Annotated in this window: 32 protein-coding genes; 1 reads left to right on the top strand and 31 read right to left on the bottom strand. The window is 68.7% G+C overall.

Going from position 1 to position 20284, the window contains the following annotated elements; genetic code table 11:
- The 31 genes from G6028_RS01320 to G6028_RS18000 form a co-directional block, all read right to left on the bottom strand.
- On the bottom strand, nt 1-432 hold the full coding sequence (locus tag G6028_RS01320; protein WP_182657799.1) for a hypothetical protein: 432 nt from the start codon (nt 430-432) through the stop codon (nt 1-3).
- Nucleotides 432-1826, bottom strand: coding sequence for a phage protease (locus tag G6028_RS01315; RefSeq protein ID WP_182657827.1), 1395 nt, complete (start codon nt 1824-1826; stop codon nt 432-434). The genes G6028_RS01320 and G6028_RS01315 overlap by 1 nt, the downstream gene beginning before the upstream one ends.
- On the bottom strand, nt 1819-3141 hold the full coding sequence (locus G6028_RS01310; RefSeq protein ID WP_182657798.1) for a phage portal protein family protein: 1323 nt from the start codon (nt 3139-3141) through the stop codon (nt 1819-1821). The genes G6028_RS01315 and G6028_RS01310 overlap by 8 nt, the downstream gene beginning before the upstream one ends.
- 18 nt (nt 3142-3159) lie before the next feature.
- Nucleotides 3160-4785 carry a hypothetical protein gene (locus tag G6028_RS01305; protein ID WP_182657797.1) on the bottom strand — a complete coding sequence of 542 codons (1626 nt, stop codon included), beginning with the start codon at nt 4783-4785 and terminating at the stop codon, nt 3160-3162.
- Entirely contained in the window at nt 4736-5083 is a 348-nt protein-coding gene (locus G6028_RS01300) for a hypothetical protein (RefSeq protein WP_069388580.1), read from the bottom strand. The genes G6028_RS01305 and G6028_RS01300 overlap by 50 nt, the downstream gene beginning before the upstream one ends.
- 108 nt (nt 5084-5191) lie before the next feature.
- Entirely contained in the window at nt 5192-5560 is a 369-nt protein-coding gene (locus G6028_RS01295) for a hypothetical protein (protein ID WP_182657796.1), read from the bottom strand.
- Complete coding sequence (locus G6028_RS01290) at nt 5560-5787, bottom strand: hypothetical protein (protein WP_182657795.1); 228 nt, start codon at nt 5785-5787, stop codon at nt 5560-5562. Before G6028_RS01290 ends, G6028_RS01295 begins: the two co-directional genes overlap by 1 nt.
- Nucleotides 5788-5977: 190 nt before the next feature.
- The gene (locus G6028_RS01285; RefSeq protein ID WP_182657794.1) at nt 5978-6625 is read right to left on the bottom strand and encodes a hypothetical protein; all 648 of its coding nucleotides are present in this window, start codon (nt 6623-6625) and stop codon (nt 5978-5980) included.
- 49 nt (nt 6626-6674) lie between these two features.
- A complete protein-coding gene (locus G6028_RS18010; RefSeq protein WP_338404118.1) occupies nt 6675-7844 on the bottom strand; it encodes an HNH endonuclease in 1170 nt (389 codons plus the stop codon).
- Between the two features lie 241 nt (nt 7845-8085).
- The gene (locus G6028_RS01280) at nt 8086-9261 is read right to left on the bottom strand and encodes an RtcB family protein (protein ID WP_182657793.1); all 1176 of its coding nucleotides are present in this window, start codon (nt 9259-9261) and stop codon (nt 8086-8088) included.
- Nucleotides 9258-9389 (bottom strand): hypothetical protein, encoded by a 132-nt coding sequence (locus tag G6028_RS17875; RefSeq protein ID WP_277817553.1) that lies wholly within the window; start codon nt 9387-9389, stop codon nt 9258-9260. Before G6028_RS17875 ends, G6028_RS01280 begins: the two co-directional genes overlap by 4 nt.
- The gene (locus G6028_RS01275; RefSeq protein ID WP_182657792.1) at nt 9379-9795 is read right to left on the bottom strand and encodes a hypothetical protein; all 417 of its coding nucleotides are present in this window, start codon (nt 9793-9795) and stop codon (nt 9379-9381) included. The genes G6028_RS17875 and G6028_RS01275 overlap by 11 nt, the downstream gene beginning before the upstream one ends.
- A gap of 130 nt (nt 9796-9925) precedes the next feature.
- Entirely contained in the window at nt 9926-10231 is a 306-nt protein-coding gene (locus tag G6028_RS01270) for a hypothetical protein (RefSeq protein WP_182657791.1), read from the bottom strand.
- 181 nt (nt 10232-10412) lie between these two features.
- Nucleotides 10413-10760 (bottom strand): hypothetical protein, encoded by a 348-nt coding sequence (locus G6028_RS01265; protein WP_182657790.1) that lies wholly within the window; start codon nt 10758-10760, stop codon nt 10413-10415.
- Between the two features lie 38 nt (nt 10761-10798).
- Nucleotides 10799-11119, bottom strand: a complete 321-nt coding sequence (locus G6028_RS01260) for a hypothetical protein (protein WP_182657789.1) — start codon at nt 11117-11119, stop codon at nt 10799-10801.
- Nucleotides 11116-11844: a hypothetical protein gene (locus G6028_RS01255; RefSeq protein ID WP_182657788.1), complete on the bottom strand. Its 729-nt coding sequence runs from the start codon at nt 11842-11844 to the stop codon at nt 11116-11118. Before G6028_RS01255 ends, G6028_RS01260 begins: the two co-directional genes overlap by 4 nt.
- A gap of 246 nt (nt 11845-12090) precedes the next feature.
- Nucleotides 12091-12228 (bottom strand): hypothetical protein, encoded by a 138-nt coding sequence (locus G6028_RS01250; RefSeq protein WP_182657787.1) that lies wholly within the window; start codon nt 12226-12228, stop codon nt 12091-12093.
- A gap of 52 nt (nt 12229-12280) precedes the next feature.
- A complete protein-coding gene (locus G6028_RS01245) occupies nt 12281-12835 on the bottom strand; it encodes a 3'-5' exonuclease (protein ID WP_182657786.1) in 555 nt (184 codons plus the stop codon).
- Nucleotides 12832-13842: a DNA translocase FtsK gene (locus G6028_RS01240; protein WP_182657785.1), complete on the bottom strand. Its 1011-nt coding sequence runs from the start codon at nt 13840-13842 to the stop codon at nt 12832-12834. Before G6028_RS01240 ends, G6028_RS01245 begins: the two co-directional genes overlap by 4 nt.
- Nucleotides 13839-14417, bottom strand: coding sequence for a hypothetical protein (locus tag G6028_RS01235; RefSeq protein WP_182657784.1), 579 nt, complete (start codon nt 14415-14417; stop codon nt 13839-13841). The genes G6028_RS01240 and G6028_RS01235 overlap by 4 nt, the downstream gene beginning before the upstream one ends.
- Nucleotides 14414-14581, bottom strand: a complete 168-nt coding sequence (locus tag G6028_RS01230) for a hypothetical protein (RefSeq protein WP_182657783.1) — start codon at nt 14579-14581, stop codon at nt 14414-14416. Before G6028_RS01230 ends, G6028_RS01235 begins: the two co-directional genes overlap by 4 nt.
- The gene (locus tag G6028_RS01225) at nt 14571-15998 is read right to left on the bottom strand and encodes a ParB/RepB/Spo0J family partition protein (RefSeq protein ID WP_182657782.1); all 1428 of its coding nucleotides are present in this window, start codon (nt 15996-15998) and stop codon (nt 14571-14573) included. The genes G6028_RS01230 and G6028_RS01225 overlap by 11 nt, the downstream gene beginning before the upstream one ends.
- A gap of 301 nt (nt 15999-16299) precedes the next feature.
- Nucleotides 16300-16539, bottom strand: coding sequence for a hypothetical protein (locus tag G6028_RS01220; protein WP_182657781.1), 240 nt, complete (start codon nt 16537-16539; stop codon nt 16300-16302).
- 349 nt (nt 16540-16888) lie between these two features.
- Complete coding sequence (locus G6028_RS01215) at nt 16889-17143, bottom strand: hypothetical protein (RefSeq protein ID WP_182657780.1); 255 nt, start codon at nt 17141-17143, stop codon at nt 16889-16891.
- A complete protein-coding gene (locus tag G6028_RS01210; protein ID WP_241730454.1) occupies nt 17140-17484 on the bottom strand; it encodes a hypothetical protein in 345 nt (114 codons plus the stop codon). The genes G6028_RS01215 and G6028_RS01210 overlap by 4 nt, the downstream gene beginning before the upstream one ends.
- A gap of 8 nt (nt 17485-17492) precedes the next feature.
- A complete protein-coding gene (locus tag G6028_RS01205) occupies nt 17493-17717 on the bottom strand; it encodes a hypothetical protein (RefSeq protein ID WP_182657779.1) in 225 nt (74 codons plus the stop codon).
- Nucleotides 17714-17977, bottom strand: a complete 264-nt coding sequence (locus G6028_RS01200; RefSeq protein ID WP_182657778.1) for a hypothetical protein — start codon at nt 17975-17977, stop codon at nt 17714-17716. Before G6028_RS01200 ends, G6028_RS01205 begins: the two co-directional genes overlap by 4 nt.
- Nucleotides 17978-18200: 223 nt before the next feature.
- The gene (locus G6028_RS01195; RefSeq protein WP_182657777.1) at nt 18201-18590 is read right to left on the bottom strand and encodes a hypothetical protein; all 390 of its coding nucleotides are present in this window, start codon (nt 18588-18590) and stop codon (nt 18201-18203) included.
- A complete protein-coding gene (locus G6028_RS01190; protein ID WP_182657776.1) occupies nt 18587-18862 on the bottom strand; it encodes a hypothetical protein in 276 nt (91 codons plus the stop codon). The genes G6028_RS01195 and G6028_RS01190 overlap by 4 nt, the downstream gene beginning before the upstream one ends.
- Complete coding sequence (locus G6028_RS18005; RefSeq protein WP_182657775.1) at nt 18859-19614, bottom strand: BRO family protein; 756 nt, start codon at nt 19612-19614, stop codon at nt 18859-18861. The genes G6028_RS01190 and G6028_RS18005 overlap by 4 nt, the downstream gene beginning before the upstream one ends.
- 56 nt (nt 19615-19670) lie before the next feature.
- A complete protein-coding gene (locus tag G6028_RS18000; protein WP_182657774.1) occupies nt 19671-19865 on the bottom strand; it encodes a helix-turn-helix domain-containing protein in 195 nt (64 codons plus the stop codon).
- A 105-nt stretch (nt 19866-19970) separates the two neighbouring features.
- Here G6028_RS18000 and G6028_RS01175 point away from each other — a divergent pair.
- On the top strand, nt 19971-20284 hold a 314-nt coding region (locus G6028_RS01175; protein ID WP_182657773.1), incomplete at its 3' end, for a helix-turn-helix domain-containing protein.

Raw genomic sequence — 20284 nt, 5'->3', positions numbered from 1 at the left:
TCAGAGGGTCCGGACGAGCCCGGACTGATCGGCCGCCGTGACACCAGCGGGTTCAGTGACGTAGCCGAGGATCCGGCCGGTGGGGGACGCGCCAGCGGGCTTGACCTTGCCGTCACCGGCGGAGACCACCGCCTCGCCAAACGCTGCGGCCGCGGAGAACACGCACCGCACTTCGATGCCGCCGTAGGCCACGGCCGTGTACTCGGGAACCGAGACGGCCGAGACGAGCGGGTTGCCGAACGCGTCAGCGCTCGAGGCGGAGCTCGGCGGGGCGGCATCGCCAATCGACACACCGAGGACGGTGCCCGAGTCGGCAGCGGCGACACCGATCTTGCCGCCAGTGCGCGCCTCGACGACCTGCCCGCCGCGGACGGTCTCGGTGACGTGGAAGGTCTTGGGGCCGTGCTTGGTGACCATGGGGATCGCGGACATCAGAAGCTCCAGTTCTTGAAGAGGTCGGACTCGGTGACGTCGGCAGAGGCGCCGACCTCGTCGCCGTTGTGGCCGATCTCAGCGACCGGCACCATGTTGTCGGGCAGGGACGCCAGAACATCGGCCATGCCGGCGTCGTGCTCGATGACCGAGCACCAGTGGTCCTTGCGCGAGGGCGGGATCTTCCCGGCGCGAATGGCGGCAGCTACCTTGCCTTCGCGGTCCTGGAGCTCGAGCTTCTTCTGCGCGGCGGCACCCGCCGCGGCCTGAGCCTTGATGCTCTCCAGCGTGGAGGCGTCGACCATGGTGAGACCCTTCTTTTCGGCTGCTGCGCGGATCTGCTCGACCCCCAGAGCGGCGGCGGAGACCGGCGCGGCGTCTTCGCCCTCGCCGGCGGCCGCCGCGGTGGAGGTGTCCACGAGCGCGGTGAGCGCCTCGAGGACATCCTGAGCGGTTGCTCCTTCTCCCAGGCTGAGCAGGCTGAGCAGCTCCGCGGCCTGGGTGTCGTCGAATTCCATCGACGTTCCTTCCTCTTCGGTATCACCGACCGCGGCGGTCGGAGCTTCGGGGCGGGACTCCTCACGGGAGGCCCACGCAATGGCGGGGGTCCGGCCGGACGCTGCGACGTACTCGCGCTTGACCAGCTCGGCTTCCCCCCACGTGATGCCGGTGTCGGCAGCGGTGAACGGGACCCGGTACAGGTCCCCGGTCTCGTCGTCGACCGCGATGACTTCGCCCGGGTCGACGTAGATCTCTTCGATCCACCACCAGTTGCTGGCGGCGGGTCCCTCGTAGAAGCTGCGCCGCACGTCCTCCACCGACTGCGACGCGGCGACCTTGATCGCCTGTGGCATGGGGGTTCCTTCCCTCGTGACCGGCATGGTGAACTCCGCCCCGGTCGGATCGGCGGATTCTGCGGCGGACACCCCGTACAGGGCCGCGATGTCCTGGAGACTGCCGAGCGTGCCGACGCCCGGCGCCGTCACTCCCAGCAGGGCTACGGCGGTCAGGACGAACGGGTGCTCGCGTCCGGTCTGATCGGTGAACCCGTACTGGCCCTCGATGGACCGGTCGGGGAACGCGGATGCCAGGACCGTGGCCAGCCACTCGGGGACGCCCTTGTAGTCACCGACGAGAGTCGATCCGTCATCGGAGACCCGCATGTTGTCGACCCACCCGACCGCAGGTTCGCCGTCGAACCGCGAGTCACTGTGGCCCAGCTTGAGCACCGGCCGGCGGATCGCCGGGGACTCGAGCGCGGACACCGCGGCGTACAGGTCGTCGGAGGTGACCGTCCATATCCCTGTCGAGATCGGCCACGTGCCGACCTTGATGAGCTCGACGTTCGGGATCGTCTTGAGCACCGGCCGCGGTGGCACCACCACCTCAACCATCGCCGTCACCCCCGTCCGTCTCGCTCGCCCCGGACCGAGAGCCCGGGTCGGGTGCGCCGAGCGCCCGGCGCAGCCACACCTCGAGGTCGTCGTCGACTGTGATCGCGCCCGAGTCGATGAGCGTGCGGACCGCCTGAGCGACCGCCATGTCGGTAGAGCCGATCGTGTCGAACGTCAGCGTCGGGGCGAGCACGTCGGTGCCGAACTGCCAGTCGACGAGATCGTCGATCACGTGCTGGTTCGTCGTGTCGGCGACCATCTGTGCGATCGCGTTCAGCGACGTGATGAACAGATCCGCTTGCGTGGAGGCCAGCGCGTACGAGCCGCCCTTGCCGTCGAGGTTCAGGAAGTGCGCGAGCGCGGTGCGGGCGATCTGCGCGTCGTGGTACTCGATGACGGTCCGCGCCGGGACCAGCATGCCGTTCACGCCCTTGAGGTCCAGCTTGGCGCCGAACGGCAGGCCCGCACCGGCGGTGTCTCCGGCGCGGTACTCGTTGGCCATCTTGCGGCCCTTGGCGATGTCCTCGGAGCTCGCCCCGTCGGGTGCGGTGTAGACCGGCACGCCGACGCCGTTGCGGCGCACCGAGATCGCCTCGATGCGCAACAGCTGGTCCTTGAGGAGCCAGTGCTTGTAGGCGCCCCGTAGGAGCGAGGTGCCTGCCCAGTCCGCGCCCTCCCGCTCGTTGACGTACGCGACCAGGCGGTCGACCGGGATGAACCGCCGGCCGCCGTCGCGGGCTTTGACGGTCCGGCCCGCGGGGGATGCCTGTTCGATGCCGACCAGGCCGCCGTCGTCGGCGACCTTGATGTCGGTCAGCGTGGAGGGCATCCGGGGGGCCAGCTTGCGCAGCTCGACGTCACCGGTGACGGGGTCCACGGTGACGACCTGTTCGAAGAACATGTGTCCCAGCGGCAGCGACAGCAGCGCGAGCCGCAGGTGCTCGGTCCAGGAGAACCGCGACTTCCGGCGCCGGGGGGCCGGGTTGTCGCCCGTGGTGAGCGGTAGCCCGAGCTGCTCGGCAACGTACGCGGCCACCTCGGGTTCGGCGTCGCCCGGGTCGATCCGCCACTTCGTGGACCGGATCGGCAGCGTGACGGCCTTGAGCACCGAGATCGTCTGAGCATCCGCTCGGCGCATCCGGTTGAACACCGTGACCGACTGGGGCCACCGCAGCTCGGGGACTTCCTCGATGTCGGCGTCGATGGACCAGTAGCTTCCCGGACCCGTGAGCATCGGCGACTGGGCCGACACGACGTACCCGACTTCGCCCACGGGCGCCGCAGCGGGCGCGGCGGCCTTCACAGTCTCGGTCATCAGCGCCCCCTTCCTCGTCTAGAAATTCGCGGTCATGAAGTCGATGCCCTCGCCCGGGCCCGACGCAGAGTCCGCCGACGTCGGCACGTGCTCGGGTGCCGGCGGCGGCGCATCGGCCGCGACGTCGAACTTGTCCAGCCCCCAGGCCGCGTTCGTCAGCACGATCAGCGGAGAAATGTCGTCGTTCTTCAGCCGCTCCCATGCCGCCCCGCCGGACTGCCCCACGTCGCGCAGCTGCGCGTGTTCGAGCAGCGGCGCGACGCGCGGGTCGCCGTCGTGGGTGAGCGTCTGGTTGTCGACCGCCTGGAGGAACCCGTTGGTCGCCTCGGAGAGCTGACCGGACTTGACGAACTCCGGCTCGATCTCCAGATCGGTGAGCGGCTTGGTCAGCAGGTCCTTGGCGATGCTCTTGTCGTCGAGCACGACCGCGACCGGATCGTTGGCCGCGACGGCCGCTGCGACCTTCGCCGCGATCTCGGTGGGCGAACCCGGGCCGCGGTAGCCGATCTGAACGTGCTTTCCGGTCGCGGTGCGTACCGCCGCGCCGATCGTCCACCGCCGCGACTTGCGCATCGCCGGGTCTCGGATCGGTTCGCACTCCACCGCAAGGCACGACGCGCCGGTCGCGACCGCAGTGAGGTCTCTGAGGTCGCCCCAGGCGTCGGGGTCGATCACCGGGGGCAGCTCCTCCGGCCCGTCGGTGGGCCAGTCGCCGAGCCCCATGTACTCGCAGCCGAACGACTTCCGGCCGGCCTCGGTCTTGCGGAACGTGCGCCACTCCGCGCCGAGCTTGGCCTCGGTCTGGATCACCCCATACGACGGATTCCCGACTCTCCACGACTCGGGGTCGTCCATGGCCGAACCGTCCGGTGACCGCCACTCCGCGTAAAAAAGCCCCTCTTCGCGTTCCTGCCCTCGAGCGCGCACCGACGCCAACTGCATCCCGTTCGGGTGTTGGTCGACGTTCACCGCGCTCGAGGTGTAGATCTTCTGCGGATCTTTCGCCGCCATCTGCGTAGGAGACAGCGCCGCGAGGTCAGCGAGGTCCAGGTCGTACGCCTCGTCGTAGATCGTGAGGTCGACGACGTCTAGACCACGGCCGGCGTTCGGCGATCGGGTGGTGAACACGACCTGCGCGCCGGTGGTGAGTACGATCGTGCCGCGCCCTTGCGAGCAGGTGTGCGACTCGTGGAACGCCATGAGGTCCGGCTGTGACCGGACCAGGTTCCACGTGCGCTTCCACAGCGACTTCGCGGTCTCCCACTGCTGCGCCGAGAAGATGATGTTCTCCCCGAGCACGAACATCCGGTAGATCACCAGCAGCGACAGGATCAGCGACTTGCCGTTCTGCCGAGGGACGATTAGGCAGCACTCCGGATGCGTCCAGGTCCCGTCCGGGTCCTTGGCCATGATGTGCTCGATCGACCACGTCTGCCACGGCATCGGGCGGACCTTCATCCGCCGCGCGAGCTTGACGACCTTTTCACCATGCGCCGAGTCGCCGACCGTGAACGACTGCGCCCACGGCGTCTGCCGGCCGGTGAGTTTCGGCCACTCCGCCGCGATGATCTCCGCGAAGATCTCGTCGACGTCCTCAGAGGTCGTCGAGGAGACCGCCGAGCTTCCCAGAGAAGGTGCCTCCATCACGCCTCCTCCGGATCTCCGCGAGCGTCTGCCTGAACACCGTCGTGAGCTGACGTGCTTCCTGCATCACCGAGTCGACCCGGATCTCGAGCACCTTGCCGCTGCGCCCCTCGGTCAGCTGCGCCCACAAGTCGGTGTCGCCGCGCAGGATCGCGTCGAGCTGGTCGAGGCGATCCTTCGTCCGGCCGGCCTCCTCGATCAGCGCCACCAGGTCCGCCGGGTCGTCGTCCTCGGCCAGCGCCGCACGCAGTCGATCGCCGCCCGACCGTTCGTCGGCGGCCTGGTCCTCGTCGGCCACCGCCGCCACCTCCTGCACGTGAGTTTCGAGCCCGGCAAAAACTCCTGACTGGCACCGGCGCAGGGAGTCAGGAGGGCGGGGGTCCAGATATTTTCGGGGTGGGGGGTCCTATCCCCAGTCCAGGACGTGGGCGCGCGGCTCCGGCGGCCCGGTCAGCGCCACCGTGGCCACCGCGGCAGCGGGCGACGGGGGCGGCCACACCCCGGTCAGCGCCGGGCGGAGCTCGTCCTTCGATCCATCCCCACGCTGACGGTTGCACGTCGAATGCATCAGCCGGTCAGCCTTGCGGCCGCCACGACTGCGGGCCTCCGAGTGGTCGCCCTCTAAGGTCTTGCCATCGAAGTTGCGAGCGGGATCCTTGAACATCGGACGCTCACACCACCAGCACGCGGTTCCTTCCACGTGACGACGACGCAGGCTCTCGACGTCCTGCTGGTGCCTCCACCCGAGACCACGCTCGGTCGTCGAGCCGGGCATCAGGTGAGCCGGTCGAGGATCTGTGCCTTCGCGAGGTCCAGCATCCCGAGCATCGTCGTGGCGGCGAGGTCGTCGTCCGCCTCGACGAGGACATACTCGGTGCCGCCGTCGGTCGACAGGGTGATGGTCAAGGCTGCGAGATGCAGCCCGTCGGGTGCGGCGTCCATGATGGCCTCCCGGTGGTTGTACCCGGCCGTGCGCCACGCGGGGGATGCGCGCCCTCGCATCGAAGCGGGGCCAGTTGGGAGATGCGCGCGGGCGACTACGGCCGGGAGATTAGATCCACGCTCGATGCCGCGGCGTGGGCTCACGGGTTCCACACGCCGACCACAGGGCGGGAACGACGAAGCGTCGGCGGTCCTGTGGACCCACCGCGCTCGCAAGGCGAAGCCTAGCACGTCGTGTTGGACAAGCCAGTCACATCTTCCGTTTCGCGTGTCGCACGTGATCGAGCACCTCGCTCACCGCGTACATGCGGCAGCGGGGCGGCCCGTACACCGACACCTTCCCTCGCTGGCCCCACTTGCGGATCTGCTCGGCCGTCGGCTGGTACTGGCCTTCGGTGTACTCGTCGACCAGCTGCGCGCACATCTCGGCCGACACCTGCGCAGTCGCGAGCCCCTGGGCGCGCTCGGCGGTGGAGTACTCGTCCAGGCGCCGAGCTGGCGGCGGGGTGGTGATCCCGAGGATCGTGGCGGCCCACGTGCCGATCTCATCCGCGCAATCCTGGCCCCACGCCTGCTGCGCAATCCGATGAGCATGTACCCGGAGGTGGAGTGCGAGCGACCGGTCGTCGTCGTGGTCGGGGAGATGCACGCCAGTGTTGTCGCGCAGGTTCACCGACCACGACATCAGGCAGGTGTGCATCTCGATAGAGGCCGACAGTGCGGTCAGGTTGAGGGGCGGCCGGGAGTCGGGCACACGCGGATTGCGTGCAGTCCGACCACCGGGCGGGCTGGTCTCCAGCCGAGCGATGCGCAGCAACTCGGCGGACGAATCGGCGATGATCTTGCAGTCGGTCGCCAGCGTGCGCACCGACTGCCGGTCGAGGAACGTCTCGGTCACGAAGTCTCCTGGGATGCGGGGTCGGACAGGTCGAGCAGGAGCAGCGGCATCAGCCCGCCTCGCTCTCGGTCACGCACTTGCGGCACGGCTCGGGCAGCCCATGCCGATCACAGTCGGTATCGGTCACAGTCGACGGGGCGCCCTTCCACTCGGCCCACGGGGATCCGATGCGGCCAGGGACATACACCTCGGGAGGTTGGCCGGCAGCACCCACAGGCCGAGCGGCAGGACCCGGAGCACCACCAGACGACGAGGGCCCGGCACCACGACCACGCCCCCGCCTCCGACGCCGCTTCCTGCCACCAGCCGGGCCCTGACCCTGACCGTGACCCGGCCCCTCACCCCGACCAGAACCCTGTCCCTTACCCAGCCCTGACCCTGACCCTGACCCTGACCCTGACCTGCGCGCGTCGGCACGCGTGCGTGCGAGGACAGCGTTCCGGGCTGATTCCACGTCTGGTTCCAGAGTGGTTTCCGAGTGGTCGGGCGGTGCTGGTCGCTCCTGGGCGGTCGGAGACGGCGAGCCGGGTGTCTGCGGTCGACCGGCCGGCGATCCTGCATCAGCGGCGGCCTGGCCCGGCGAGACGGTGGTCTCAGCGGCGGGCGTGGCCGGCGACGCGGGATCTGCGACGGCGGTCGGCGACACTCGGGGCTCTGCGTCGTCTGGACGCGGCCCGTTGTGAGCGGGAGGGGGGCGGAGCTGCAGCTCGGTCTGCGAGAGCTGCCGCTGGCCCTTGTGGCTGTTGCAGCCGCCGCAGGCGATCACGATGTTCGTCGAGCCGATCGCGAGGGTCGGGTCGACGTGATCGAGATGCGCCCGGTCTTCGGGCGCGCTGCGGTTGTCCTTCTGGCGTACTCGCTTACCGCAGTACCGGCAATCCGCCTCACGAGGACGGTCAGGGCTCACGCAGTCCCGGGCCCACACCTCGGCGCGGATCCGGGGCTCCTTGAGCTCCTTGGCCTTGCGGTCCTTGAGCTGTTTCTCCTCGCGGGTGGCATAGCCGTAGTCGGACCAGTCGTGGAACACGAACGCCCCCGGCGGGGGCTGCGCGCAGCGCGCACACGAGTGGCCGGCGGAGTGCCAGAGCCCAGCGGCGACCAGGAGGCCTGCGAGCTCATCGACCTTCGCCGGGTTCAAGGTGACCCGCACGAGACCCGCACGGGACACGATCCCGTCCAACGTCGACTGATTGATGTCTGACCCGGCCGACACCCACATCCCGAGTGCCGCGAGACCGCGATCATCACGCTCGAGGGAGAGATCGAGCAGCTTGCGGACCTTCGGGTTAGTCGTGAACTTGTCATCGACCTGGAACCACGGCATCAGCGCTCACCACCGGAACGGGGCTGCGCGACACGAGATCGAGACACGGGACACCAACTTTCAGACGAGACCAGACGCAGGACGAGGCAGCGGCGGATGGCGGCGAGCGAGGTCGCCGGGCTGGGCGGGGCACGGCCTACGTGCCCTTGACGTTCATCACCTGGCGCAGCTCGTGCACGACCTCGACCAGATCGGCCGCGTCCTCCATCACCTGGTCGATGTCCTTGTAGGCGGCCGGGATCTCGTCGACCCACTCGTCACCAGGCCGGTACACGATGCCGCGCATAGCCTCGTCCAGGTCGGCCGCGGTGAACCGCTTGCGGGCCTGCGTGCGGGACATGGCCCGGCCCGCGCCGTGCGGTGCGGAGAACAGCGCCGACGGATTGCCCTTGCCGCGCACGATGTACGAGCGGGTACCCATGCTTCCGGGGATGCACCCCATCCGGCCCTCGGTGGCGTCGATGGCGCCCTTGCGGGTCAGCCACACCTTCCGGCCGCCGACCTGGACGGTCTCGGTGTAGTTGTGGTGGCAGTTGACCCGCTCAGTCTCGCCGGCGTCGTCGTCGCCGAACAGGCGGGCGAGCTGGTCCAGGAACCGGTCCATCATCTCGTCCCGGTTCAGCCGCGCGAACGTCTGCGCCCAGTGCAGCTCCGTCAAGTACCGGGTGAACTCCGGAGTGCCCTGCGGGAGGTAGGCGTGGTCCCGGTCGGCGAGCTGGATGTGCCACCGCTTGCACAAGGCTTGGGCGATCTTGATGTGCTTCTGCGCGATCTTGTTGCCGACGCCCCGCGACCCGGAATGCAGGAAGCACCAGACGGCGCCCGTCTCGTCGAGGCACAGCTCGATGAAGTGGTTGCCCCCGCCGAGGGAGCCGAGCTGCTCACGCCACTTCGGAGAGTGAGACAGGTCGACCTCGTTCCTCTCTGCGAGCGCTTCGAGCTCGGCGACCCGATCATGGGTGTGGTCGTGGTGCACGCGGCTGTTGTAGTTGCCCGGCGACAACGGGATGGCGCGCTCGACCTGGTCCCGCAGCTCGGACAGGTCGATGCGCTCGAGGTCGGCCTCGGTGTATCGGGTTCGAGCCGCGATCATGCCGCACCCAATGTCGACGCCGACCGCGGCGGGGATGACCGCGCCCTCGGTCGGGATGACGGTGCCGACGGCGGAGCCCTTACCGGCGTGGGCGTCGGGCATGAGCGCGATGTGCGGGTGGATGAACGGCAGACCAGCGAGGGCCACCGCCTGGTCAATGGTGGTCTGGTCAATGTGGGTTGCCCACGAGAGGACGTTCGGGGCGAGCTGAGTGGTCACGATGTCTCCTTGATGGTTGCGAGTACGGCGTGCACGAGGCCACGCAGTAGTTCCGGAGTGGGGTCTGCGGCACCCCACGCGTCGAGCAGGGACTGCTCGGCCGCCGCCTTGTGCTCGTCACTGGTCATCACGGACCTCCGTCTGTGCTGTCTCGGCGATGGCGCGGGCCCAGGGCTTGGGTGAGATCGGCGGCACCCACCTAGTTATGGCGATCTTGAGGTCCGCCTCTTCGAGGATCTGGCGAATCAGCGGATCGTCCGCCAGCGGCCGGAAGCGGCGGCGTACAGCGTCTTTCAACGCGGTATCGCTGAGCCAGTCCTTGAGGTACCGGCGGTAGGGGTCGCGCATCGCTTCACGGTCGATGCGAGGCGGCTGGGTCAGCTGCGGCCAGTCAGGGAGCTCCCACCCCGGATACAGTTCGGTCCAGCTCGCGTCGAAGATGCGGCGCACGATCGCGGTGTGAACCGCTGCGCTGACCGCTTTTCTCGCGAGGCTCATCGGCTCGGGGGGCGGGAACTGCATCGGCTCGGTCACTGGAACTCTTTCCATCCGTGGACGGGGCATCGGGGGTCGATCCACCAGGGCCAGTCGGGGGCGTGGCGGTGGTCCTGTTGGGGGCAGGGGCAGCCCTTGGCGCGGGCCTCCTTAGAGCCGGGCGGCGGGGTCACGACGTCCACGTCTGACACCGCAGCTCTAGGTCGGCGGGCGCGTACAGCCGCACGTCCTCCCACCTGATGCGGGTCACCGCGACCACCTCGTCGGACAGGGGATTGTCCTGGTAGCACCAGCCGTCCGCCTCAGACACCGTGTCGTCCCGGTCGAGGATCCGGCGGCGATTCGCGGTCGTGACCACGAGTCCGTACCCGCGGTACCAGTCGACCCCGGTGTCGTCGCGGAACCCGTGCTCCACGAGCTGCAGGAGGTCACCGGCGATCGGTCCGCCGTCACGCTGACGATCCGGGGCGGTCACCACAGGGCCCCTTCCCGCTCCGCTGCCCGTTCGGCGGACCTTGTCCACCGGGCCGCGTAATGGCGGCAGTCCGCAGCCTCCCGGGGGTGTCCGTGCTCGGCATACATCGCGGCCTGCCGGGCCATCTCGTCGGCCCACGCTCGACATTCCATGGACGATTCCGGTTCCAGCACCTGGCCGATCACCCCTCGGCCCTCCCGTCGCCCTCGGCATCGTCCATGTCGGCGGGCAGCCAGTCGGACACGAAGCGGTGGACCGCCTCCACCCCGCGCTCCCCGCCAGGGTCCGCGTGCTCTCGACTCTCGGCTTTCATCACCCGGACCTCGCCGGACCGCCGCACCCACCTCTGAGCCCACTCCTCGCGCACCTGGTCCGCGGGGATCATCACCCACTCCTGGGAGGCGCTGACGTCTTCGACGCCCTCGAGGGGGTCGGGGGCGAGGAGGCCAGCCTCGGCCAGTGCGCGGGCGTAGTCGCGGAACATCGCGGCCATGATCGGGTACCGGTCCGGGTTGAAGTTCTTGTCCATCACCCCAGCCGCTTGTTCTATGGCGTGCTCCATGCCGGTCACAGGTCGGCCCCGCGCATCCCCGGCTTCTTGACCCGCTCATAGAGAGCGTCGAAGTCGGCCTTCTTCGCCCATACGACGACCTTGTTCGTCTCTCGCTCCCGGCCCAACACCGGGCCTTCGTGGGTGATCAGGAGACGATGGACCTCCTCGACAGTCGGCACGACGATCCACTTGGCCACGTCGGTCGGATCGCTGGACTTGGCTTCCTCATGGATCTCGCAACCGAACTCGCGAGCGGCAGCGGAAGCGTTTTCCCGCGTCACCTGATAGGCGTACACGCGCTGTCCACGGGGCTGGTATTCGTCCATCACGGTCACTGGTCCGCCTCCTGCCCGAGGAGGTCGGCGGGGAGCCACTTGCCGGCGCGATTCATCCGCCACTCGCTGCCGTCGGCCTCGTTCACCAGCCGGTAGTGCTCGGGGTGGCGCGTGGTCACCCTGGCCTCGACCGGGTCCACGGACTGCTCAGCCTGGATGTCGACCGCCTCGCGCACGGCGTCGACCGCAGACGGGATGTGGATGATGGCGAAGCCCTGGCTATCCGGGCCGCTCGTGTTCCAGCGACGCGACAGGATCGCCTTCTCGATGTCGGCGCGGGACACCGCAGGGGCAGTGGCGGGGACGAGGGGCACGAGGTTGCGGACCTTGTCGTCTGCCATCCAGAACGATCCGTAGACGACGTCAATCAGCCACGTGTTGCCGTCGCGGGCGTCGGGGGAGCGGCGGCGGCCGGACTCGAATCGGATCCACTCGGTGTCGGCGAAGTTGCGGCACTCGCCGGTGTAAACGGTGGTGCGGTCGCAGTCGGCGGGGTTGATGGGGGCATCGCCGACATAGCCGGTGACGGTGATCCCGTGAACGGGCCTGCCCTCCACGATCGGGGTCCGCTCCGGGGCGAGGGCCGCGGCGAGCTTCGCGCGCTGCTCTGCGGTGAGTCGGGCCCAGATTGACGACGGCTCGGCGGGGTTGGGGTTGGTGGCGTCGATGCCGAGGTGGCACACCTCGAGCTCGACGCCGTTGTCGGCTGTGATCTTCGTGCTCATGGTCGGAGGACCCTTCCGGTCTGGTAGTTCCATGTGCGGTTGAGGTGGTCGCGCTCCCGGTCCACGGCCTGTTGTTTTCGGCGGAGGGCTCGGGAGACGCGGAGTAAGCGAACGGCGCCCACGACCAGGAGGACGACCGCGGCGAGGAGCGATCCGACTACCACTGGGCACCTCCACGAGCGAGGCGCCGCATGGTCGCCCAGCCGGACCACGCGGGCAGGCGGGGGACGAGTGCGAGCCAATGCGTCATGCCGGTTCCTTTCGTGTGGTGGCCGCGTCTGCGGCGGCCTGGAGGCGGTTGCGGATCTCGTCCCGGACCGCTGGCAAGAGTGGGGAGTCGGGGCCGAGGACGCCGATCGCGTCGGTCAAGTCGGTGTCGCTCATGTCGGCGGCAGCCTCGGCGCACCCCTTGCACGCCTTCTCGGCACCCACTGCGCTACCTGCCCGCCAGGGAGAGGGCACGGAGCTTGGTGAACGCCTCCGCAGTCGCCCGCGCGTCACCGAGAGCCGAGTGCGCTTCCTGATTCGTGATGCCCAGGGCGGCGAAGATCTCGCCCGACGAAGTGGGCTCGGCCGGGTCAGTACGCAGGACCCCGGCGGCATACGTGGCGAGATCCCGGAGCCTGTAGCTACGGCGGCACTCCACCTCGTGCTTCTCCATCGCGTAGTCGATGAACCGCGCGTCGAACGCCGGGTTCACTGCCGCGAGGATGTTGCCGTCGAGCATCGTGGCGAGCGCCTCCCACCGCTGCCGGGTGGTCTGGACGTCGACCTGCTCGGCGTAGACGCCGCGCTCGAAATAGCGGTTGACCTTCATGGCTGCCGGATGTGCCCGCTCGAGCCAGTTGCCCATGATCGGGGTGGGCACGAAGTACAGTTCCTCGCCCGTGGCCAGGTCCACGGCCGCGACCTCGAGGACGTCATGGTCGAGCGGGTCGGTGCCGGAGGTCTCGACGTCGACGACGATCAGGTGGGGCAGGGTGCTACTCATGCGGCTTCTCCTCGAGGTGTGGCGTCCTCGGCCCGGGCGGCGTCGAGGATCTGGTCGCAGATGATGTCGACGGCGTCGGGCGCCTCGACGAGCTCTGCGTGGACGGGGCGGATCAGGTTGCCCGCGGTGCCGCCGATGACGTCGAACCGGTCGAGCAAGTCGACCAAGCGGGCCGCGTCGCCGAACCCGATGCGCAGCCGCCGCTGGATCACCGAGACCGAGCAGGTGCCGGCGGATGTGACGATGCGGACCGCGGAGATCAGGTTGTCGAGGTCGTCGCCGATCCGGCCGTCATGGACCCGGATCCCGCGGGGTGTAGAGGCGGGGTCGGGCAGGAGTGCGGCCCACTCGGCGGCTCGTTTGGTCGTGTACTGCTGGGAGTTCTCGGGCTCGAACCGGGCCAGGGTGCCCGCGAACCATGCCCCGACCGACACGAAGGCGTCGTCGGAGCCCTCCCGCTCGGTCAGGACGATCTGCTCGTCGTAGCTGCGGGTGGCGGCGGCGAACCGGCCGAGATCCGAGGAGTCCAACCACTGCGACGGCTTCGAGGCCGGCGGCCGGTCGATGTGGGAGGCGAGCAGGAACGGCACGTCCGGGAACCGGTCGGAAGTACGCGCGGGCAAGGGGACGGTGATCTCCTGGCCCGCGAACAATCCGGAGGTGTCCTCGATCTGGATCAACCGCTCGCGCGGCTGGGTGATCGTCAGTACCCGCTCCGGGGCGACAATCGAATCCCTCACCTCGGGGAACATCGTCAGGATCTTCTTGACGATGCCCGGCTCCAGCTCGAGCAGCGCCGACTCATCCGACGGGGACAGCAACGGCGTGCGGGCGACGGCCGACGTCACGAGGTTGGTGGCCCACACCAGCGCGACGTCCGAGCCCGCGGTGACGTCGAGCCGGACCCGGCTTAGCGCCTCGGAGGAGTCCTTGCGGTCGACGTGCGGCAGGACCGATGTCAGCGCGCGGCGCAGCCCCTCCCACGAGGTGGCGAACGAGACGGTCATGACGCCTTCTTTCCAGTGGTGCCGTACACCTTCTCGACCTCGTCACGGACAGCTCCGGCGGCGATGCGAAGGACGTCCGCCCTTGGCTTCGGTTGAGTTCTCGCCTGCTCGTCCATGCGGCGAGCGAGCTCGGTGAACGCGTCCCGATCCTTGGCCCGGGTCGAGTTGCCGTGCAGCGGCTTCACCGTGGCCGGAGCAGGTTGGGTTCGCAGCTTGGTCAGCTCGCGACGGTTCTCGGTCAGCTCCTCGCGTACCCTTTCGAGCTCGGCGCGGCCGCCCTCGAGCTCGCGTGAGGTCTGCGCGAGATCCGACTCGGCGGCGACCAGCTTGGCGGTCGTCTCGTCGTGAGCCTCCCGCTCGGCCGCGAGCTTCGCAGTCGACTGGGCGAGCAGATACTGGGTCTGGCTGATGTCCTGCTCCAGATCCGCGATGCGCCTCTCAGCAGCGAGGAGCGCCTCGCGATCACGGACACGGTCGTTAGTGGCCGGACGGCCGGGCTTAGAGGAACGGAACGGGCCCAGCAGTTCGGCGACTTGGTCACACACCGCGGGGTCGTTGACAACGAAAGTGGTCATGGTCGGGTCCCTAGGTAGTCGAGAAGGTCGGTCTGCCCGGCGACGGGCGGGTGGTCGAGGGAGGCCTCACGGCCGGCAATCCAGCGGTGGATCTGCACCCGGCGGGAGTCGTCCAGGGAGTCCCACCACGCAGCAGCCAGCCGGGCCGCGGGATCAGTCGTCACCATCAGAGGCGACATGGGCGTAGTAGGTGTCCAGGAGCGCGTCCTCGATGTCAGACAGCTCGTAGTCGAGCACCTCGCGGAGCAGTTCGAGGTACTTGGCGGTCTCGGGTTCCCAGAAGCCGGGGATGTAGTTGGAGAGCTCGCGCTCGCCCATCGCGGCCCAGCGGCACCACCACACGGTGAACTGCAGACGTAGCGACGACCACTCGGCCGGATCCAGTCGGGGGTCGCCGTCGCGCAGCTCGGGAATGTCGTCGCCGTCACCGTGGGTGAGGATGACGCCGAGCTCGGTGAGCGGCTCCCATTCGTACCCGCGCTCCGCCACCGCCATTCGCAGCAAGTCCAGGACACTGGCAGCCCACACTGGATCCTCGACGGCGAAGTCGACGTCCCACAGTTGGCGGAGGAAGGCGCGGCGACGATTCGCCGCCGTCTTTCGCTCCTCGGCTTCGACCCTGCGCTGCTCGTTGATCGCGGCGAGGTCTGGGCCGGCATGGGCCGACGTCGGGTTTCCTGGTGCCGGGTCGGCGGAACCATCTGACGGGCCGCTGGCGGGCTCGTCCTGCACGGTGACGAGGCGGTAGTAGCGGATCGTCGGCGGCCAGTGCTCAAGGTTCGCCGAGGTGACCGTGAACCGGATCGTGGCGTCCCCATCTTCCGGGGCGGTCGAACCGAGCCATTCGAGCTGGAACCCGCCGACTGGCTTGTGCATCGCCGACAGTTCGCGCTCGCTGGCCTCCGTGAAGCCGGACGCCTGGGCGTCGGCGCGTAGCTTCTCCTGGACCTGGGTGTGGCGGCGGATCGTGTTGGCGCGCTCGAGTTCGTACTCGAACCTCGGGGTGCCGATCGCGCCCTCGACGCGGGCGTACAGCTCGTGATCGTCGGTGAACTCAGCGAGAGCGATCGCGTGCGACAGGGTCAACTGCTTGTCGTCGACCGCGCGCCGGATCCGGTCGGACTGCGAGGCGATCGTGACGCGGTCCGTGACCTGCTTGCGAGAGCGCCCGGCCCGCTTTCCAACAGCAGCGGCCGACAAGTCCAGGTCCAGGAGCCGCTGGAACGCGTCGCCCTCCTCAGTAATGGTGAGGTCGTTGCGGGCGCAGTTCTCGGCGAGCATCGCCGAGAGGACCTTCTCTTCGGTGTCGAGGTCGTCGCGGATGATGCAGGGGATGGTCTCCCAGCCGAGCTGAGCGCACGCAGCGTGACGGGAGTTCCCCATCACGATCAGGTACTCCTCGTCGTCCACGTGATCGCCGACGGTGCCGGCACTGGCCGGGGCCACGATGATCGGCTGATGCAGGCCCTCGGCCTTGATCGAGGCGGCCAGTTCATCGATGCCGCGCAGCTCGCGGCGCACGTTCTGCGGGTGTGGGTAGACATCATGGATGGGAAGATCTGTGATCTGCAGAGTGGTCATCGGGTGGTCTCCGTTGGGTGTGGTCGGCGGGCCGAGCAGGTCGCAAAATGCGGGACCCACAAGCGGCTCTCTCGGTCAGCGGGATAGCGGCGGGCCCGGTCCCGGGCCTCGGTCAGGTCATGTCCGGACAGCTGCACCACAGTCGAGGTGCGGCGCCCGGTCGAATCAGTGATGAAGCGGCGGTGATAGATGCCCAGCTCCGGGTCCGGCGACACATCGAGCGGCACGGCCTTCCCCGAAGGGATGAGCGTGGCCCACGCGATCTCGTGTCGGCACTCGCGGCACCAGGCTGGGCGGCCCATCACGCGCCGCCGGTAACCAGGGCGGGATGCTTGGGCCACCACGCCTGGACGGGGAATTCGATGGTGCTGTTGTCGCAGATCCCGCCCATGCCGGCCCAGTACACGCCGCCAGCGAGGGCGGACGACTGACGTTGGGCGAGGGTGCCGATATGTCCGCGAGCGTCCGAGATGACCGTGTGCGGCGGACACTCCCGCAGCGCGGCCAGATCCGCGACAGCGCGGATCTCCCCGGCGATCATGACGCCACCCCGCTCGGCACGGGAGTGATGCCGCCGTTGTCGTCCAGCAACACCCACCTGCGGTACCGGAACACCGGCACCACCGCCGGGTCGACACCCTGACGGACCAACCACCCCATATCGCGGGCCTCATCACGATTCGACTCCGCGTGGGCATGGCAGGGAAGGCACACGGACAGAGCGTTCGCCGCACCGCCCGAACGCGGATCCCTCGACCCGCCCATGCCGCGAGCACGCCGGTGATGAAGCTGCGAACCCTCATCCCAACACCCAGCGGCCCGGACCTCACAGAACCCGCCAGAGCGAGTCATCACCCGCGCCTTCACCACGTCAGAGAACTGGGACACGCTCATGACGCGTCCCCGAGCAGAGGCAGTTGGTCCGACTCGGCGAGGGCGTCGCGGCGTGCGTCGAGCTCCTCATACAGCTCGTGCAGGGTGTCGTTGACCTCCTGGTAGGAAGTGACCGGCCGCCACTCCTGGCCGTCGATATGCAGCTCGACCGTTTCGCCCCGGTCGAGCGCTCCGCGGGCGACGTACTCAAGGAACGAGATGTCGCCGTTGCCGATGGTGAGCCCGGACCCGGAACGGCGTAGGTAGATCATCGGACGTCCCTCCCGGCGAGCACAGCGAGCTGCTGGGCGGTCTCCTCGGCGAGCTGCTCGACGTCGATCACCGCGAGGACCCGGCGGGCCTCGCCGACAGTCCGGGCGTACGACGGGGCAGCGGAGATCGGCGTGGGGACCGCGACGGCCGGCATCCCCTCGGAACGCCGGCACCGTGCGGGGCGGCGCACCGTCCCGGCCGTCGCGGAGCTCTGGAGGGCTTCGGCGGCGGCTGCCAACAGCGCGGAGCGCAAGCGGGCCTCGCGCGGCGTGGTGCCCGCGGGTGCGATCAGCGCGTCCGTGTTGGCAGACCGGACGTCACCCGCGGCATCGATGTACACGGCGACCATCACAGGCCCCCGTTCAGATGCCAGGCGATGGCCAGCATCACGAGCAGGTACCCGACGAGGCAGCCGATGACGATCCAGAGGGTGCGCTCGTCCTCCCTCATCAGCGGTCCGCCCGGGTTCACGGGCTCAGCCGGCCGCGGGGCCGGGGCCTCACCGCGGCCCGCCTGCGAGGCGTACGGAAGCGGGGCCGGCAACGGCCGGTCAGGGCGTGTGGTGGTTCTCATCGGGTCCTCCGTGGCAGATGGCGAGACGGCTTGACGCCCGTCGCGCGTTCGATCTCGTGGTGCTTGTGGCCCGCCGCGAGCAAGGCCGGGATGTAGTCGACGATGGAGTCGGAGCCGAAGATGTCGTCCGGGACCGGGAGGTCAGCGACGATCAGGTCACGGATCCGGCCCAGGACCACCCAGTCGGGCACTCGGGCCTCCGGATCCCACGAGATCGCGTGAGACGGCGCGAGGCTCGTCGCCGTGGTGGCGGTTGTCATGACGCCCGCCCCGGATGCGTGATGATCTCCGACAGCGCCACCTGGACAAGCTGGTGACGGCCCAGACCGAGAGGGCTCGCCACCCACACCCAGGCCGACGGCTCACGCGTCGCGAGATGACCGAACCGGTCGATTCCTCGAACGAGACGCTTACGCCGACCGGTATGCGCCACCGCATGAACACCGGCGGTGATCTCCGCCGCCGGGCGAGTGTCGGGGACCATCACTCCTCACCCGCCTTCGGCTCCAACGCGGACTCAGCGACGCACGAGTGCCACGACCCGGCCCGGACCGTGGCCACCGGGTGCTTGTCGTCTCCGTTGTGGAACCGCAGCTCACTCCCCTCCGGGCGGGCGTAGGTGATGTGCCACTCCGCGAGCACACGAAGGTTGCCGCCGGAAGTCTGCTTGACGACCCAGATCGTCGGCTTCGGGCCGTCCCCGCCCGCGGGCTGCGGCTTCGGCCGCGGACCGAACAGGTCGTCCAGGGTCGGTCCCACCCCCGGCGTACGCGTCATCGGCCCGCCAGCGAACTCCTCCGCCTCCACGACCGCCCGGAGATGCTCAGTGTGAGCCGCCGCGTCGAACTGGTCAGTGACCTCCAACCTGCTCATGACGCCACCGCCAGAAGCCGGGCCAGCTGGCGACGGATCTCGCGGCAATCACTGTCCGCGAGGTCGTCGTCAGCCAGAAGCGACGCGACCGCAGTGATCAGCCCGACCGCCTTGACCGCAGTGGGCGCGTGGCCACCGAGGACGACCTTGAGGCCCTTGCCGGACTTGGTCCCGCACGGACAGCCCGCGGGATGATCCCCCTCCGGCATGTCTTCGAGCGTGGCGACGAGCACGATCGGGTGCTCCGCCGTGTCGAGCAGTTCGTACATCATGACGCCACCTCGAGATCGAGAGACTGCTCCAGGCCCGCGAGCTTGCGGCGGAAGAAAGGGATGGCGGACGGCCGCGCGTACGGGCGGTGGGTCGGCATCGTCTCGCCCGTCTTCGGATGCCTGTAGGTGCCGAGCTTCACCTCGAAGTGGTGCGCGTACCGCTGGTACGGCAGCCGGTTCGACTGCAGCACCCCGAGACGGCGGAGATCACGGAACAGGATGTTCGGACCCCAACCCAGCGCCTTGGCCAGCTCCTGGAGACTGAGCAGGCCGGTCGCGTCCATCAGCTCGTCCGCCACCGCCGCCCGCGGCGCGAGCTCGCGAATGTGCGCCTCCTTCTCCTCGAGCGCGGCAGTCGCCTCGAGCACAGCGCGCGCCAGCAGCTCGGTCCGATCGACCGGCAAGGCCGGCGCGGGGGAGTAGGAGCCAGTGCGGCGGATCTCCGGGAGCACCGTGCCGGTGATCCAGCGACGGAACGCGGCGGCTTCCGGCTTGTCGGAGCGGATGACGACCTCGTACATGCCCGACTCGGACACGATGGTCGCGTTCTGCAAGCGACCGAGGGCATCCCGGATGGGGTGCGTCTGGCGCACCCCATCGTCAAGGCGGGAGGCGAGACGGCTCACGTCGCTGATTTCCAGCACGCGGGCGAGGTCGGCGAGCACGAACCACGGTTCGCTTTCGACGGTGACGACGCGCACCTGCACGTCGCCGTAGTTGAACGGGACGAGAGTCCCGGTATGATCTGACACGACAGACCTACTTTCTGTTCATGGCCCCGGACGGTTGCTGCCGTCGCGGGGCCGCTTTATGCGGCAGGGTGAGAGAGCAGAGCTTCGACGTCCGCACGTCGGTAACGTCGGTGCCCCCCAGGTGTGCGGAGGGGCGCGATCTTCCCGGCCCCTTCGGCGCGGAGAAGGGTCGACTTTGAGATGTGCGCAACGGCGATGGCCTGCGCCGGGGTGAGGAGTTCGTCTCCTGAGTACGTATCCGTATCGGCCATGTGCATACCGTGGCATACGCATCCGTATCGGGTCAAGCCGACACGCGTACGTTTCCATACGCGGTAGGGATTGACACGGTTTGAATAGCTTTATAGGGTGGGGACATGAACACCGAACTGAGCGGGGACTTCATCCCACACATGACTACGGGCGACCGTCTGCGCCGGATTCGGCGCGACCTCAAACTCACGCAGCACGAGTTCGCCGTGGAACTCGGCGTGAAGGAGTCCACCTACAACGCGTGGGAGACCGGTCGCAACGCCGTCGCCGATGAGGTGGCGATCGCTAAGCGCGTGCAGTTGCGATGGAAAGTGCCCGCCTGGTGGACCCTCGGCCTAGAAAGCAACGGCCCCCACCAGGGCGGGCCGAGCGGGGGCAACAACGGGGACTATGGATTAAAAGTCCGTAGCTCTACCAA

This window comes from Dietzia cercidiphylli, from assembly GCF_014145145.1.
In the GTDB taxonomy this organism is placed as follows: domain Bacteria; phylum Actinomycetota; class Actinomycetes; order Mycobacteriales; family Mycobacteriaceae; genus Dietzia; species Dietzia natronolimnaea.
This window is presented reverse-complemented; position numbering and strand designations above follow the sequence as displayed.

What these genes read in the sequence shown, in the direction of transcription:
- G6028_RS01320 (WP_182657799.1), bottom strand. Translation starts at nt 432, where the DNA reads ATGTCCGCGATCCCCATGGTCACCAAGCACGGCCCCAAGACCTTCCAC.
- G6028_RS01315 (WP_182657827.1), bottom strand. Translation starts at nt 1,826, where the DNA reads ATGGTTGAGGTGGTGGTGCCACCGCGGCCGGTGCTCAAGACGATCCCG.
- G6028_RS01310 (WP_182657798.1), bottom strand. Translation starts at nt 3,141, where the DNA reads ATGACCGAGACTGTGAAGGCCGCCGCGCCCGCTGCGGCGCCCGTGGGC.
- G6028_RS01305 (WP_182657797.1), bottom strand. Translation starts at nt 4,785, where the DNA reads ATGGAGGCACCTTCTCTGGGAAGCTCGGCGGTCTCCTCGACGACCTCT.
- G6028_RS01295 (WP_182657796.1), bottom strand. Translation starts at nt 5,560, where the DNA reads ATGCCCGGCTCGACGACCGAGCGTGGTCTCGGGTGGAGGCACCAGCAG.
- G6028_RS01290 (WP_182657795.1), bottom strand. Translation starts at nt 5,787, where the DNA reads ATGCGAGGGCGCGCATCCCCCGCGTGGCGCACGGCCGGGTACAACCAC.
- G6028_RS18010 (WP_338404118.1), bottom strand. Translation starts at nt 7,844, where the DNA reads ATGTGGGTGTCGGCCGGGTCAGACATCAATCAGTCGACGTTGGACGGG.
- G6028_RS17875 (WP_277817553.1), bottom strand. Translation starts at nt 9,389, where the DNA reads ATGACCAGTGACGAGCACAAGGCGGCGGCCGAGCAGTCCCTGCTCGAC.
- G6028_RS01265 (WP_182657790.1), bottom strand. Translation starts at nt 10,760, where the DNA reads ATGGACAAGAACTTCAACCCGGACCGGTACCCGATCATGGCCGCGATG.
- G6028_RS01255 (WP_182657788.1), bottom strand. Translation starts at nt 11,844, where the DNA reads ATGAGCACGAAGATCACAGCCGACAACGGCGTCGAGCTCGAGGTGTGC.
- G6028_RS01250 (WP_182657787.1), bottom strand. Translation starts at nt 12,228, where the DNA reads ATGAGCGACACCGACTTGACCGACGCGATCGGCGTCCTCGGCCCCGAC.
- G6028_RS01245 (WP_182657786.1), bottom strand. Translation starts at nt 12,835, where the DNA reads ATGAGTAGCACCCTGCCCCACCTGATCGTCGTCGACGTCGAGACCTCC.
- G6028_RS01240 (WP_182657785.1), bottom strand. Translation starts at nt 13,842, where the DNA reads ATGACCGTCTCGTTCGCCACCTCGTGGGAGGGGCTGCGCCGCGCGCTG.
- G6028_RS01235 (WP_182657784.1), bottom strand. Translation starts at nt 14,417, where the DNA reads ATGACCACTTTCGTTGTCAACGACCCCGCGGTGTGTGACCAAGTCGCC.
- G6028_RS01225 (WP_182657782.1), bottom strand. Translation starts at nt 15,998, where the DNA reads ATGACCACTCTGCAGATCACAGATCTTCCCATCCATGATGTCTACCCA.
- G6028_RS01220 (WP_182657781.1), bottom strand. Translation starts at nt 16,539, where the DNA reads ATGATCGCCGGGGAGATCCGCGCTGTCGCGGATCTGGCCGCGCTGCGG.
- G6028_RS01215 (WP_182657780.1), bottom strand. Translation starts at nt 17,143, where the DNA reads ATGATCTACCTACGCCGTTCCGGGTCCGGGCTCACCATCGGCAACGGC.
- G6028_RS01205 (WP_182657779.1), bottom strand. Translation starts at nt 17,717, where the DNA reads ATGAGAACCACCACACGCCCTGACCGGCCGTTGCCGGCCCCGCTTCCG.
- G6028_RS01200 (WP_182657778.1), bottom strand. Translation starts at nt 17,977, where the DNA reads ATGACAACCGCCACCACGGCGACGAGCCTCGCGCCGTCTCACGCGATC.
- G6028_RS01195 (WP_182657777.1), bottom strand. Translation starts at nt 18,590, where the DNA reads ATGAGCAGGTTGGAGGTCACTGACCAGTTCGACGCGGCGGCTCACACT.
- G6028_RS01190 (WP_182657776.1), bottom strand. Translation starts at nt 18,862, where the DNA reads ATGATGTACGAACTGCTCGACACGGCGGAGCACCCGATCGTGCTCGTC.
- G6028_RS18000 (WP_182657774.1), bottom strand. Translation starts at nt 19,865, where the DNA reads ATGGCCGATACGGATACGTACTCAGGAGACGAACTCCTCACCCCGGCG.